The organism is Neobacillus niacini, from assembly GCF_030817595.1.
GTDB classification, from domain to species: Bacteria; Bacillota; Bacilli; order Bacillales; family Cytobacillaceae; genus Neobacillus; species Neobacillus niacini_G.
This window is the reverse complement of sequence record NZ_JAUSZN010000001.1, coordinates 5,998,075-6,010,397: the sequence shown is the minus strand read 5'-3', so window position 1 is coordinate 6,010,397 and position 12,323 is coordinate 5,998,075. Positions and strand designations below refer to the sequence as shown.

Sequence of the window (12,323 nt, the reverse complement as noted above, 5' to 3'; positions counted from 1 at the left end):
TGTGAATTTATTAACCATTACCCAATGCCACGAATGCTTTTGTAATATTTGTCTTCGTAATTCTGCCAATTACTTCATATCCATTTTCTGATGGCCTAACGATAGGTAAAGCATCAATTTGTTTATCAATGAGTAATTTTGCAACATCGATTAAATTGTCATCCATTTCACACATCGTAATATTTGGCATTCTAGTCATAATGATGTTGATTGGTAGTGCGGTAAGCTCTTGTTTGCCAATACTTGCTCTAAGAAGATCCTTCCTTGATAACACACCCACCAAAAGAGAGTTTTGGTCTACTACAAATAATGTTCCCACATCCTCAAGGAACATTGTACAAATCGCATCATAAACCGAAACATTTTCCTTAACGAGGACAGGGATTGAATTATAATCTCTCACAAGTATTTTCTGGAGATTTTCAGTCAAAAGCTGAGTTCCTGATTTTCCTGTATAAAAATACCCCACTCGCGGTCTTGCATCTAAATATCCAGCCATTGTAAGGATGGATAAATCAGGTCTTAAGGTTGCTCTAGTTAAGTTTAGCTGTTCAGCAATGTTCTCCCCTGTAATCGGTCCATTGTCCTTCACAATTTGAATGATCGTTTCTTGGCGTTTGGTCAGTTCTATTTTTCTCACCACCATCATTTAATCCAATGCAGAGGGGCGGTAGGGGCCGCACCCTCAAAATTCAGATTAAAACATAATTTTTTCTTGAATAAAGGTAACTAATTCAGCGATTGGTACGCGTGTTTGTTCCATTGTGTCGCGGTCTCTGATTGTTACCATATTGTCTTCTTTCGAGTCAAAATCATAGGTGATACAGAATGGTGTCCCAATTTCGTCATGTCTTCGGTAACGTTTACCAATTGAACCGGCTTCATCATAGTCTACGGAGAAATGCTTAGCTAATGTCTGGAACACTTCCTTTGCTTCCTCGGAAAGTTTTTTAGACAACGGAAGAACTGCTGCTTTAAATGGTGCTAGTGCAGGGTGGAAGTGCATAACAGTTCTAGAGGTTCCATCTTCAAGCTGTTCTTCATCATAGGCATCGATTAAAAATGCTAATGTTACTCGGTCTGCACCAAGAGATGGTTCAATACAGAACGGAATAAATCTTTCATTTGTTTCTGGATCAATATAGTTAAAGTCCTCACCAGAGAATTGCATATGCTGCTTCAGGTCATAATCCGTTCTTGAAGCTACTCCCCAAAGTTCTCCCCAGCCAAATGGGAATTTATATTCAAAATCAGTTGTAGCATTACTATAATGGGAAAGTTCATCCTCCGAATGGTCTCGAAGTCTTAAATTTTCTTTATTTAATCCTAATGAGTGAAGCCATTGCTCAGCAAAGTTCTTCCAATAATCAAACCATGTTAACTCTTCACCAGGCTTACAGAAAAACTCAAGCTCCATTTGCTCAAATTCGCGTGTACGGAAAGTAAAGTTTCCAGGTGTGATCTCGTTCCGGAAGCTTTTTCCGATTTGGGCAATTCCAAAAGGTAATTTCTTTCTCATTGTACGCTGGACATTTTTAAAGTTAACAAATATCCCTTGCGCTGTTTCAGGTCGCAGGAAAATTTCATTTGTGCTGGATTCTGTTACACCTTGGAAAGTTTTAAACATTAAATTAAATTGTCGTATGCCGGTAAAATCATGGCTGCCGCAATCTGGGCAAGCGATATTATGTTCTTTTACTAGCTCTTCCATTTTATCAAATGGAAGTCCATCAACGATCATCTCAATGCCCTTTTCATCAAGAGCATTTTCAATTAACTTATCAGCACGATGTCTGGCTTTACAGTTCTTACAATCAATCATTGGGTCGTTAAAGTTACCGATATGACCTGAAGCTTCCCACGTTCTTGGGTTCATTAAAATGCTTGCATCTAATCCGACATTGTAAGGTGACTCTTGAACAAATTTTTTCCACCAAGCTTGTTTGATGTTGTTTTTAAATTCTACTCCAAGTGGACCGTAATCCCATGTATTTGCCAGACCGCCGTAGATTTCTGAACCTGGAAAAATAAATCCTCTATGTTTCGCGTGAGAAACAATTTGCTCCATTGATACTTTCATTTTGATTAGCTCCTCTTCAATTATGGTAAAAAGGCTGTGTTAACAATGTTCTGTTGATTGGAGCTCCAGGCACTTCGCTTTCCGCGGGCGGTACGGGGAGCCTCCTCGGCGCTGAAGCGCCTGCGGGGTCTCCCCTGCCCCGTCCTCCCGCAGGAGTCTTCGTGCCTTCCGCTCCAATCAACAGAGTGCCAAATTTAAAACTTGCTTCAACACAGCCAATGAAAAATAAAAAACTCCCGCCTCTATGCTTAAGATAAGCATAGGGACGAGAGTTACCCGCGGTTCCACCCTATTTGCTGCCAGTCTATAGCAGCCTCTTTTATGTGTTTTACACACATGATATGCTCAAGAACGCCTTCCTTAGGTCCCTATACCCTAGCTCACACCATCCTAGGTTCGCTTTTACAGAGATTGCTAAGTACTCTTTTCCATCATAGCAACTATTTATTATTAAGACACATAATATCGAAATCTAAAATAAATGTCAATAAGTCAACTATATTTGATTTCGAAATTTTTCCATTGATTGAAGAAATTTCTTTGTTTTTAAATAAAGACCGGAATATTCTTCGTAGTATGCTGTGATAACCTGTTTCAACTCATCCTTAGTTTCTTGCTTTACGGAGATGTTTCCTAATCTCGAGAGATCAAAATAATAAAATAGACGTAATAATTTTACAGAGGATGGCGATAATTTATAATGGTATGGATCTTTTTCTATACATCGGTGGCATATAAGTCCACCTTCCCGAATGGAAAAAGAAAAAAGTCCGTCTGTGCTGCCGCAAACGGAACATTGATTTAGAATTGGGTGTAAGCCCAATACATTCAGCATTTTCATTTCATAGATATTCATCAGAATATCTGGATCATATCCTTCATTCAAATAATTAAGGGTTTGAAACAGAAGTTCGAAATGAAATGGGTTTGGTTTTCTATCATCGGTACATTTATCAGTCAATTCAACAATATAACTTGCATATGCCGTTAGGAATATATCTTCACCAATCCCGCGGAGGCTGGTAATCATTTCTCCCTGCTGTACACTGCCTAATCCAGTTCCTCTTTGGACTAGAAAGTAACCGTGGGTAAAAAGCTGGGTAATGGAGGAAAGCTGGCTATTAGGCTTTTTTGCTCCTCTAGCCATAACACCGATCTTCCCCCATTCCCTTGTATATAACGTAATGATTTTATTGGTTTCACCATAATCTGTAGTTCTAATGACAATGCCTTCACACTTTTGGAGCATTTCCGTCACCATCCCGATACATTAGACAAACTTATGAAACGGGAAAATCCATTTGCGCTAGATCTTCATTCTGATTTCCGGGTATTTCTTGGTTTTCCTTCTCGAGCTCTTTATAGAGAAGATAAGTGTCAATATTACCTGTCTGTAGGAATACTTTCCACGTAAAATCCATCATCGAAAACCCCACCTTTCATGTTTAGACTAGCCTATTTAAGAATCCCAAACCTTACAATTATCATAGCCTGCCTAAGCAAAAATCATAAGACGAAAAATTTGTTAATGTTGTCCATGCATAATTTTATTTAATACCAAATATTCTAGTTAGGGTTTTAATTTTAATATTCATCTTCATTAAAGCCATAATCGCGTAGCTGGGACATTTTATTCCGCCAATCTTTTTGAACTTTAACCCAAAGCTCCAAGAAAACTTTTGACCCTAAAAGATTTTCAATATCTACACGGGCACGTTTTCCTATTTCCTTAAGCATGCTCCCTTGTTTCCCAATAATAATGCCCTTTTGAGAATCTCTCTCCACAATGACAGTAGCCATTACATGAATAATATCCTTACCACCGTGTTGACGTTCCATTTTATCTAGAACAACAGCAAGGGAATGAGGAATTTCTTCACGAGTTAAGTGCAGCGCTTTCTCTCGGATTAATTCTGTGATAATAAATCTTTCTGGATGATCGGTTACTTGATCAGCCGGATAATACTGAGGCCCCTCAGGTAAATAAACTTTAATTTGTTCTAATAATCGTTCCACATTATTTCCTTCAAGTGCTGAAATTGGAACAATCTCCTTAAAAGGATATTTTTCTTTATATGATTCAATTAATGGAAGTAATTCATCTGGGTGTATTTGATCAATTTTATTTATAACAAGGAAGATAGGTGTGTTAATGGTTTCGAACTTTTCAAGAATAAATTCTTCCCCACGCCCAAATCCTTCCTCAGCGTTTACCATAAATAGGATTAAATCAACTTCTTTTAATGTGTTTTGTGCAACTTTCATCATAAAGTCGCCTAGTTTATGTTTTGGCTTATGAATCCCTGGTGTGTCAATAAACACCATTTGGGTATCATCTAGCGTCAATACACCCTGAATTTTATTACGAGTAGTTTGTGGTTTATCACTCATAATGGCAATCTTCTGACCAATAACTCGGTTAAGAAATGTTGACTTTCCTACATTTGGACGTCCAATTATTGATATAAAACCTGATTTATAACCTTTACTATCATTACTCAGCATTTAAATCCTCCGGAGAAAAGGCACCTGGAAGTAATTCTGCTACCGTAATTTCTAAAATGTCACCTTTTAGGTTAGTTAGCACAACCTTCATGTCTTTGTGACAAAGTTCCGAGATTACCTGTCGGCATGCCCCACATGGCGAGCAAGGGCGGTCAGTATCAGCCACAACTGCAAGCATTGAGAATTCTCGATCACCTTCTGAATAAGCTTTAAACAATGCAGTACGTTCAGCGCAATTGCACATGCTATAAGCGGCATTTTCAATATTACATCCATGATATACTTTTCCATCTGTTGTTAATAACGCTGCTCCTACCCCAAATTTAGAATAAGGAACATATGCTTTTTCTCTTGCTTTCTTTGATTCTTCGATTAATTTCTCGATGTTCAAAGTTCATTCTTCCCTTCCAGCAGTAATCTGCCGCTTTCTTTATTTTACCCTAAAAATGTCACAAAATCATCACTTGTAGCGAAAAAGTAATATAAAAATTTGAATTTTCATAAAAGTCAGCTAACTTTTCTAAATCGTACAAAGCTGATAAGTTATTTTACCTAATTCACATTACCTTTTCAAATTAGCCATCTAAAAAAATATGGTAAGAAGATGATGGTTCCAATTACAACCGCTGTAATAGCATAAATAAACACTGCTCCGGCCGCCAGGTCTTTTGCCTGTTTAGCAAGTGGGTGATAATCCTCTGTCACTAAATCAACAACACGCTCAATTGCTGTGTTCACCATTTCTAACGAGAAGATTCCACCTATAGCTACAATAACAAATAACCATTCCCATTTACTAATTGAAAAAAAAATGGAACAGCCAATAGCGATTAAAGATACAAAAAAATGGATACGCATATTTCTCTCAGACCAAAGAGCTTTCTTAATACCGGCTATGGCAAAAGAAAAGGACTTCCATAAATGAACATTCTTATCTCGTGAGTCCATAAGCGTCTAAGATTTCCTTCTGTCGAGCGAACATTTTTTCTTCCTCTTCCTTTTCCATATGGTCATACCCAAGAAGATGAAGAAAGCCGTGTACAGATAAAAACCCAAGTTCACGGATAAAGGAATGTCCATATTCCTTGGCCTGCTCTTCAGCCTTTGGGATGGAGATGATGATATCTCCTAGGACACGAGGAAGCTCTGCCCCTATCAATTCGATTTCACCTTCACCAAGCTCTTCCATCGCGAATGAAATCACATCCGTAGGGGCGTCCTTGTCTCTATATTCACGGTTAATTTCGTGAATTCTTTCATTAGACACAAATGTAACTGAAACCTCACTATTGTCCTCGACATTTTCTTTCTCAGCTGCAAAATTCAATAGTTTTTCAATGTCTTCCATCTGCTCGTCTGACAAGTGATCCGTTTCATCTACTAAATCAATCATCAATTTGTTCATACTTCAACCGCCTTCTTTGTCATTTCTGGATATTCAATTCTAGAGTGAAAAATTCCCTTTAAGGTTTCACAAAAAGAGTGGGATACAGTTTCTAATTCTTTCAATGTTAAATCACATTCATTTAGTTGGCCATCCTGGAGTCGGTCGGCAACAATCTTCTTAACAAGCGACTCGATGGTTTCCGGTGTAGGCTGATTCAGAGATCTAACCGCTGCTTCTACACTATCTGCAATGCCTACAATAGCAGATTCTTTTGTCTGTGGTTTTGGTCCAGGATATCGGTAATCCTCTTCATTTACCTTTTCTCCATCTTGAAGCGCTTTATGGTAAAAGAACTTCAAAAGTGTCGTACCATGATGTTGTTCAGCAATTTGAATAATTTCTTTTGGCATATTGTATTTTTTTAATATAGCTGACCCATCTGTCACGTGTGAAATAATGATATTAGCACTTTTATCCGGTTGCAATCGATCATGTGGATTGTCATGATGCATTTGGTTTTCTATAAAAAAGTTTGGCCGTTTTGTTTTACCGATATCATGATAATAACAGCCTACTCTGGCTAATAAACCATTTGCTCCTATCGCTTCGCATGCCGCATCTGCTAAGTTTGCCACCATCACACTATGGTGATAGGTACCAGGTGCTTCCATTAATATTTTCCGTAAAAGCGGATGATTTGGATTAGAAAGCTCAATTAACTTCATAGTTGAAAGAATACCAAAGCTAGTCTCCAAAAGCGGTAATAACCCCATTGTCAGGACAGCTGAACCTATTCCTGAAAAAATGGCTGTTAAAATATAATACCCAATTTCTAAACCAGAAAATTGTCCATTAGGCAAAAACATTAGTGCCCAAATGGTGAATAGATTTACAGCAGCCGCAAGTGATCCCGCTTGAAGGATTTTTGAGCGCTGATTCTGCCCGCTTAAAAAGAGCACACCTGCTAGCGCACTAAACAATATATAAATTCCTACTGAAAAATTTAGTGTTCCAGAGACCCCTTCATTGAATAAGATACTTCCAAAAATCGAAAAGATAATGGAGGAGAGAATCGCTAACTTCTCATCTATTAATATCTTGATTAGCATTCCACCCATAGCAGCAGGGAATAAGTAACCAATACCTGAATAGTTAAAAATTTGCAGCATACTGATAAGTTTCAATATGAAAAACGTCAAAATAAAAACAATCCCAAACAGGAGAAGATTTGTCTGTCTTTTTTCTGGATGTTCCTTTAATTGATAGAAATAAAAGTAAATTGAGGTCAGGATAATTGATATAAGAATCATTAAACCAATGAACGGTTTGTATGATTGCTTATTATCTAATAGACCAACTAGTTCTAGCTGGCGAAATTCTTCCTGACGAATTAATTTACCCTCTTCAATAATAATTTGCCCTTGCAGGATTTTTACCGGTTCAACTGATTCCGCTGCTTGCTTTCGCAGCTCTTCGGTTGCCTCTGGGTCATAAAATTCATTCTGTATGACAGCATACCTACCTAATTCTATCGCTGCATTTTTCAAGTCATTATTTAAGGTGGTAAATTTTAATTCTTCCTCTAAACTTTTTTTTGCATTTTCTACGTCATCCGCAGAAATTCGTTTGTTCATCACATTATTTATAGCTGTCACCGTTAGATCCTTTGCAATCGATAATTCATCGTTGCTAGCTTGTACCAGTGCATTAAAAACACGCTCTGAAAGATCCTTAATTACACGATCTGTTAATTTCTCCTTTAACATAGTCACTTTTTCTTCAACAGTTGGTTCAATCACTTCAAAAGGGTCTTTATCAAGTACACCTAGTTTTTTCGTTTCATCCTCTATTTCATCATTTACCTCCGAGGCTGAGTCAAATATCGAGGTAATTAAATCTACTTGATTTGTGGAATATTCCTTTTTCAATGTATACACGTCCTGAACTTGATCCAATGCATCTTGACGTTTTTTTTCTGTACTGATTTTATCTTCAACTGTTGCTGGAGATCGAATGGTTTTATCTGCTACCGTTAAAAGACTTATATCAAGTTTCTCTGGCTTTACATTTCCATACATAGAGATAAATAGGATTACACCTATAACAACAAAGACTAACATTCTGAAGAAGGTATAATCTAGAAGCTTTTTTATTTGAATTAAGTATTGCTGTATTTTTTTCAACTAACTCCCCCCAAAGCAACTAAATAACCCTAATCTAGTATGTAAACACGCTTTATGTAAAATGATAACAGTTTTTCCCTGAAGTTTCATCCTCTAATACAAGATGAGCCATATTTATAAAACAATTGTTATGATTATATGACAAAAGGGATAAACCCTAAGCAGGTTTATCCCTCCATTCAAAGATTTAAGTTTGCAATGGTTTCTTTTCATATGCTTCAATGATTCTGCCTACTAAAGGATGACGAACAACGTCACTTTGTTCTAAGAAAACAAAGGAAATTCCATTGACCCCCAACAAGATTTTCTCGGCAGCGATTAATCCGGACTTAGCCCCTTTTGGTAAATCTATTTGTGTTTGGTCACCAGTAATCACCATTTTTGAACCAAAGCCAAGACGTGTTAAGAACATCTTCATTTGGGCGTGGGTTGTATTTTGAGCTTCATCTAATATCACGAAGGCATCGTCTAATGTCCGACCCCTCATGTAGGCTAGAGGAGCGATTTCGATGGTTCCCCGTTCAATTAATCTTTGTGTATGTTCAGCACCGAGAATGTCATTCAGAGCGTCATATAAGGGGCGTAAATAAGGATCAACCTTTTCTTTTAGATCACCTGGTAAAAATCCAAGGCTTTCTCCAGCCTCCACCGCAGGTCGCGTAAGAATGATCTTATTGACTTGCCCATTCTTTAACGCATTGACCGCCATAACCACGGCTAAATACGTTTTTCCTGTTCCTGCAGGACCAATGCCAAATACGAGATCATTTTGTCTGATGGCCATTATATATTGTCTTTGTCCAAGCGTCTTGATACGAATAACTTTTCCTTTTACATTCTTAGCAATTTCCTCATCATAGAGATTATCAAAATAATCCAGCGTACCTTTTTGCGCCATTTGTATCGCTGACAGGACATCTCTTTGGCTAATGGTTACACCCTTTCTAATGACAAAAATAAGCTTATCAAGAATTTGACTGGCAAGTACTACTCTTTCCTCATCACCAGATAAGCTAACTGACTCGCCGCGTGTGACGATAGATACTTGTAATTCTTCTTCAATTATCTTTAAATTTGAATCCGCGTTGCCTAAGAGAGCTATCGCTTCTGTTGGATTTTCAAGTTGTACATTTATTGTTTTTAAGTTAACTGTCATTCAGTAGTCTCCTTAGGTATTGGTTGTCCAACCGCTATATTTTCGATTATCTTAAAATGGATATCTAGGATAACTTTACCATTTTTCAACTCTTTGTGTAAAATTTTTTGGTCTTTAATGATAGCTTCTTCATCCAACCCACTTTTTATTTTATCTTTTGCTAATTCAAGTGCATTATTTTCTGCTTCTTTCTCCGTATACGTTCTGATTGTCTCTTCGCGCGCTCTCAATGTTTCATTTCCAATCGAAATAGGCAGCTCCCATTTAAGGAAATGAATTTTCTTCATATTCTTGTCCAATTCGAATTCCTGGAATTCGGGTTTACCAAAACCCCAAATAGGGATTTCTAGCTTTCCTAAGATTATCGAGAACTTTTGCTTTTCCTGACCATTGAATACAAAGAATTTGGTGGTCAATGGCAATTCAACATGGCTCTTATACCACGTTTCCCCCCAAACCTCTCCAACGGCTGCAACCTGCTGTGTTTGCCCATCTTTTCCAATGACCCCGGATACTAGCAATTGCCCAGCTTCTACATGGTCATGTATATCGACCATTTTTTGTCCAGTTTCAACATACATGGAGTCAATGACCGCTTTCTTTTTTGCAACCAGGTTTTGTGGGGCAAGTTGTTCTGGCTTTTCAGGTTCTTTCTTCTCAACCACTTGAAGGTGGTAGGTTGTCCCTTTTAACTCCACACCTACCCAAGTAAGGTTACCAACATTATTTGTCAATTTCCTTTGAATTGCTTCTACGTTATCCACAAAAAATTGGACTTTTCCTATTTTCACTCCCATCTTGTCCAATTCTTTACGAATCTGATACTCTGTAGCTGGCTTTGCTCCTTTTATTTCAATTCCCCAAATGACATTCGATAAAAACATAATCAATAGTAGAAAGAGAATAGCCCCGCCAACAAAGCCACTATTTTTCAATAAGCGTTTAAATAAAAAAGGCATACCCGCCCTTTTTAAGAATGTAATTGAGCATTCTCTTTCTCTTGCATATCGCCGAATTTTTAATGCATCCTGTAGTCTCATTGTAAAGGTTATCGTTTCAGTCCCATGTCGTTTTACATTCCATACAATCAGACCGTTTCTGATTAAGACATTTATGAATCTTTCTATGCCTCTTCCTGATACTTTAACCGTAACCTTGCCAGATATGAATTCGATCCATTGGTTTTTCATTTTGTTCCTCCTGGATTTTCATTTATATATAGGACCTGATCAATTTTTCCTTCAAGCAAAATTTCTTCAGGTAAAATGGTTTTGATTACGAAAGACTTTCCTCTTATTTGTAATTGACCCTGCTTTAACAACAGCCGTAATTCTTTATCAGTAAAGGTGATCAACCCTCTATGATTCTCAATGTAAATATGGATTTGCCCAATCATTGTGATTCGCGGCAAATCCATCATGACATCTTGAGGAAGATCCATTTTTTGTGCCATCCAGTTCCGGACACGCAGGCCCCATTTTTTTGCCATAAAAAAAGAACCCCCTTTCATCTCATATTATGAAATGAAAGGAGGTTCTAGCACTTCTTTTTCTTTTATACCAGGGGATTTTGAAATTATTCCTTTAGCGGTTTCTCGAAAAATATGGTTTTTTAGCCCGTGGTTCGCCCAGGATTTCAGCCCAAATAATCCCATTAATTATCGCTTTTTCATCGGGTTTTTCAAGTGAAATATCCGTAGAATCAACTTTTAGTAAAGTTGATTCAATCGGCATCTCCATTTGTTTTATTGGAACAACATGCTTTTGCTTTATTTCTAGATATTTCCCCTCTATACCCGGCAAATTATTATCTGCTTTTGCAGGCTGACCTACAGAGATTTGACCAGGTTTTGACGGCTTATTCCTCATTTGTTGTTCAACTTGGGTACGAATATCAGTAAACCCTTTTGCAGTAAATGGCTTTGTTCGTCCAGGATTACTTTTACCCTTGGCCTTTCCAAAGATCGATGAGAGAATTCCGGCGATAATCAAAAATATTATTGTTTCCATGTCCCACCCTCCTTCTGATCAAAATCGATCGGCGGTTTAGCGGTCGTCTTTTTTATCTCCTGTCATCTTGCCGATAGATCCGCGCATCTCAGTATCAGCCGAAATATTTTTATAATTCATATATTCCATCACACTGATATTACCAGATTTTAACGCTTCTGCCATGGCCAGCGGCACCTCTGCCTCTGCCTCTACAACTTTTGCTCTCATTTCCTCTACCCTTGCCTTCATTTCCTGTTCTGTAGCGACAGCCATCGCCCTGCGTTCTTCTGCTTTTGCCTGGGCAATTTTCTTATCGGCTTCTGCCTGCTCTGTTTGCAGCTCAGCACCAATGTTCCTTCCTAAATCAACGTCGGCAATATCAATCGATAGAATTTCAAAAGCCGTACCGGAATCTAATCCTTTTGCTAGAACAGTTTGTGAGATCAGTTCAGGGCTCTCTAGTACCTTACTATGGTCAAGTGAGGAACCAATCGTGGATATAACCCCTTCACCTACACGAGCTACAACAGTATCTTCACCCGCACCTCCGACAAGACGGTCGATATTTGCACGAACGGTAATTCGCGCTTTTGCTTTTACTTCAATTCCGTTCATAGCAACTCCCGCGATGAATGGGGTTTCGATGACTTTTGGATTTACACTCATCTGCACGGCTTCTAGGACATCACGCCCTGCAAGGTCAATTGCAGCACAACGTTCGAATGATAACTCAATGTTTGCACGATGTGCAGCGATTAAAGCATTCACCACTCTATCTACATTCCCACCTGCCAGGTAATGACTTTCGAGCTGATTTGTTGTTACGTTTAACCCAGCTTTATGCGCTTTAATAAGCGGATTGACTACTCTGCTCGGCGTAACCCGTCTAAGTCTCATCCCTACTAATGTAAAAATACTGATTCGAACCCCTGCAGCAAGGGCAGATACCCAAAGCATAACCGGAACAAATGATAATAATATTCCCAGAAAAATTAACGCAACCACAATAATACCAATCATA

14 protein-coding genes are annotated in these 12,323 nt (G+C 38.1%); all 14 read right to left on the bottom strand.

The features are described from left to right. Positions 1-10: 10 nt before the first annotated feature. The 14 genes from QFZ31_RS28560 to floA all read right to left on the bottom strand — a co-directional run bounded on the left by QFZ31_RS28560 (position 11) and on the right by floA (position 12,322). Positions 11-649, bottom strand: a complete 639-nt coding sequence (locus tag QFZ31_RS28560) for a helix-turn-helix transcriptional regulator (protein ID WP_373459885.1) — start codon at positions 647-649, stop codon at positions 11-13. A gap of 48 nt (positions 650-697) precedes the next feature. Continuing rightward, positions 698-2,080 (bottom strand): glycine--tRNA ligase, encoded by a 1,383-nt coding sequence (locus QFZ31_RS28555; RefSeq protein WP_307309701.1) that lies wholly within the window; start codon positions 2,078-2,080, stop codon positions 698-700. Between the two features lie 496 nt (positions 2,081-2,576). After that, positions 2,577-3,329, bottom strand: coding sequence for a DNA repair protein RecO (recO, locus tag QFZ31_RS28550; RefSeq protein ID WP_307309699.1), 753 nt, complete (start codon positions 3,327-3,329; stop codon positions 2,577-2,579). 31 nt (positions 3,330-3,360) lie between these two features. Further along, a complete protein-coding gene (locus QFZ31_RS28545; RefSeq protein ID WP_081954416.1) occupies positions 3,361-3,504 on the bottom strand; it encodes a YqzL family protein in 144 nt (47 codons plus the stop codon). Between the two features lie 160 nt (positions 3,505-3,664). After that, complete coding sequence (gene era, locus QFZ31_RS28540) at positions 3,665-4,585, bottom strand: GTPase Era (protein ID WP_218895566.1); 921 nt, start codon at positions 4,583-4,585, stop codon at positions 3,665-3,667. After that, positions 4,575-4,976, bottom strand: coding sequence for a cytidine deaminase (locus QFZ31_RS28535; RefSeq protein ID WP_179596865.1), 402 nt, complete (start codon positions 4,974-4,976; stop codon positions 4,575-4,577). The genes era and QFZ31_RS28535 overlap by 11 nt, the downstream gene beginning before the upstream one ends. Before the next feature lie 179 nt (positions 4,977-5,155). After that, positions 5,156-5,533 (bottom strand): diacylglycerol kinase family protein, encoded by a 378-nt coding sequence (locus QFZ31_RS28530; RefSeq protein WP_307309692.1) that lies wholly within the window; start codon positions 5,531-5,533, stop codon positions 5,156-5,158. Next, entirely contained in the window at positions 5,517-5,990 is a 474-nt protein-coding gene (ybeY, locus tag QFZ31_RS28525; RefSeq protein WP_307309689.1) for an rRNA maturation RNase YbeY, read from the bottom strand. The genes QFZ31_RS28530 and ybeY overlap by 17 nt, the downstream gene beginning before the upstream one ends. Then, positions 5,987-8,155 (bottom strand): HD family phosphohydrolase, encoded by a 2,169-nt coding sequence (locus QFZ31_RS28520; protein WP_307309686.1) that lies wholly within the window; start codon positions 8,153-8,155, stop codon positions 5,987-5,989. The genes ybeY and QFZ31_RS28520 overlap by 4 nt, the downstream gene beginning before the upstream one ends. A 187-nt stretch (positions 8,156-8,342) precedes the next feature. Then, the gene (locus QFZ31_RS28515; protein ID WP_179596873.1) at positions 8,343-9,311 is read right to left on the bottom strand and encodes a PhoH family protein; all 969 of its coding nucleotides are present in this window, start codon (positions 9,309-9,311) and stop codon (positions 8,343-8,345) included. Beyond that, positions 9,308-10,501: a sporulation protein YqfD gene (yqfD, locus tag QFZ31_RS28510; protein ID WP_307309683.1), complete on the bottom strand. Its 1,194-nt coding sequence runs from the start codon at positions 10,499-10,501 to the stop codon at positions 9,308-9,310. The genes QFZ31_RS28515 and yqfD overlap by 4 nt, the downstream gene beginning before the upstream one ends. Continuing rightward, positions 10,498-10,800, bottom strand: a complete 303-nt coding sequence (gene yqfC / locus QFZ31_RS28505) for a sporulation protein YqfC (protein WP_179596877.1) — start codon at positions 10,798-10,800, stop codon at positions 10,498-10,500. Before yqfC ends, yqfD begins: the two co-directional genes overlap by 4 nt. Before the next feature lie 94 nt (positions 10,801-10,894). Then, positions 10,895-11,320, bottom strand: coding sequence for a hypothetical protein (locus tag QFZ31_RS28500; RefSeq protein ID WP_307309678.1), 426 nt, complete (start codon positions 11,318-11,320; stop codon positions 10,895-10,897). Positions 11,321-11,356: 36 nt separating this feature from the next. Beyond that, a complete protein-coding gene (floA, locus tag QFZ31_RS28495) occupies positions 11,357-12,322 on the bottom strand; it encodes a flotillin-like protein FloA (protein WP_179597127.1) in 966 nt (321 codons plus the stop codon). Position 12,323 lies beyond the last annotated feature (1 nt).

What these genes read in the sequence shown, in the direction of transcription:
- ybeY (WP_307309689.1), bottom strand. Translation starts at nt 5,990, where the DNA reads ATGAACAAATTGATGATTGATTTAGTAGATGAAACGGATCACTTGTCA.
- era (WP_218895566.1), bottom strand. Translation starts at nt 4,585, where the DNA reads ATGCTGAGTAATGATAGTAAAGGTTATAAATCAGGTTTTATATCAATA.
- QFZ31_RS28555 (WP_307309701.1), bottom strand. Translation starts at nt 2,080, where the DNA reads ATGAAAGTATCAATGGAGCAAATTGTTTCTCACGCGAAACATAGAGGA.
- QFZ31_RS28545 (WP_081954416.1), bottom strand. Translation starts at nt 3,504, where the DNA reads ATGATGGATTTTACGTGGAAAGTATTCCTACAGACAGGTAATATTGAC.
- yqfD (WP_307309683.1), bottom strand. Translation starts at nt 10,501, where the DNA reads ATGAAAAACCAATGGATCGAATTCATATCTGGCAAGGTTACGGTTAAA.
- QFZ31_RS28530 (WP_307309692.1), bottom strand. Translation starts at nt 5,533, where the DNA reads ATGGACTCACGAGATAAGAATGTTCATTTATGGAAGTCCTTTTCTTTT.
- yqfC (WP_179596877.1), bottom strand. Translation starts at nt 10,800, where the DNA reads ATGGCAAAAAAATGGGGCCTGCGTGTCCGGAACTGGATGGCACAAAAA.
- floA (WP_179597127.1), bottom strand. Translation starts at nt 12,322, where the DNA reads ATGATTGGTATTATTGTGGTTGCGTTAATTTTTCTGGGAATATTATTA.
- QFZ31_RS28515 (WP_179596873.1), bottom strand. Translation starts at nt 9,311, where the DNA reads ATGACAGTTAACTTAAAAACAATAAATGTACAACTTGAAAATCCAACA.
- recO (WP_307309699.1), bottom strand. Translation starts at nt 3,329, where the DNA reads ATGCTCCAAAAGTGTGAAGGCATTGTCATTAGAACTACAGATTATGGT.
- QFZ31_RS28500 (WP_307309678.1), bottom strand. Translation starts at nt 11,320, where the DNA reads ATGGAAACAATAATATTTTTGATTATCGCCGGAATTCTCTCATCGATC.
- QFZ31_RS28560 (WP_373459885.1), bottom strand. Translation starts at nt 649, where the DNA reads ATGATGGTGGTGAGAAAAATAGAACTGACCAAACGCCAAGAAACGATC.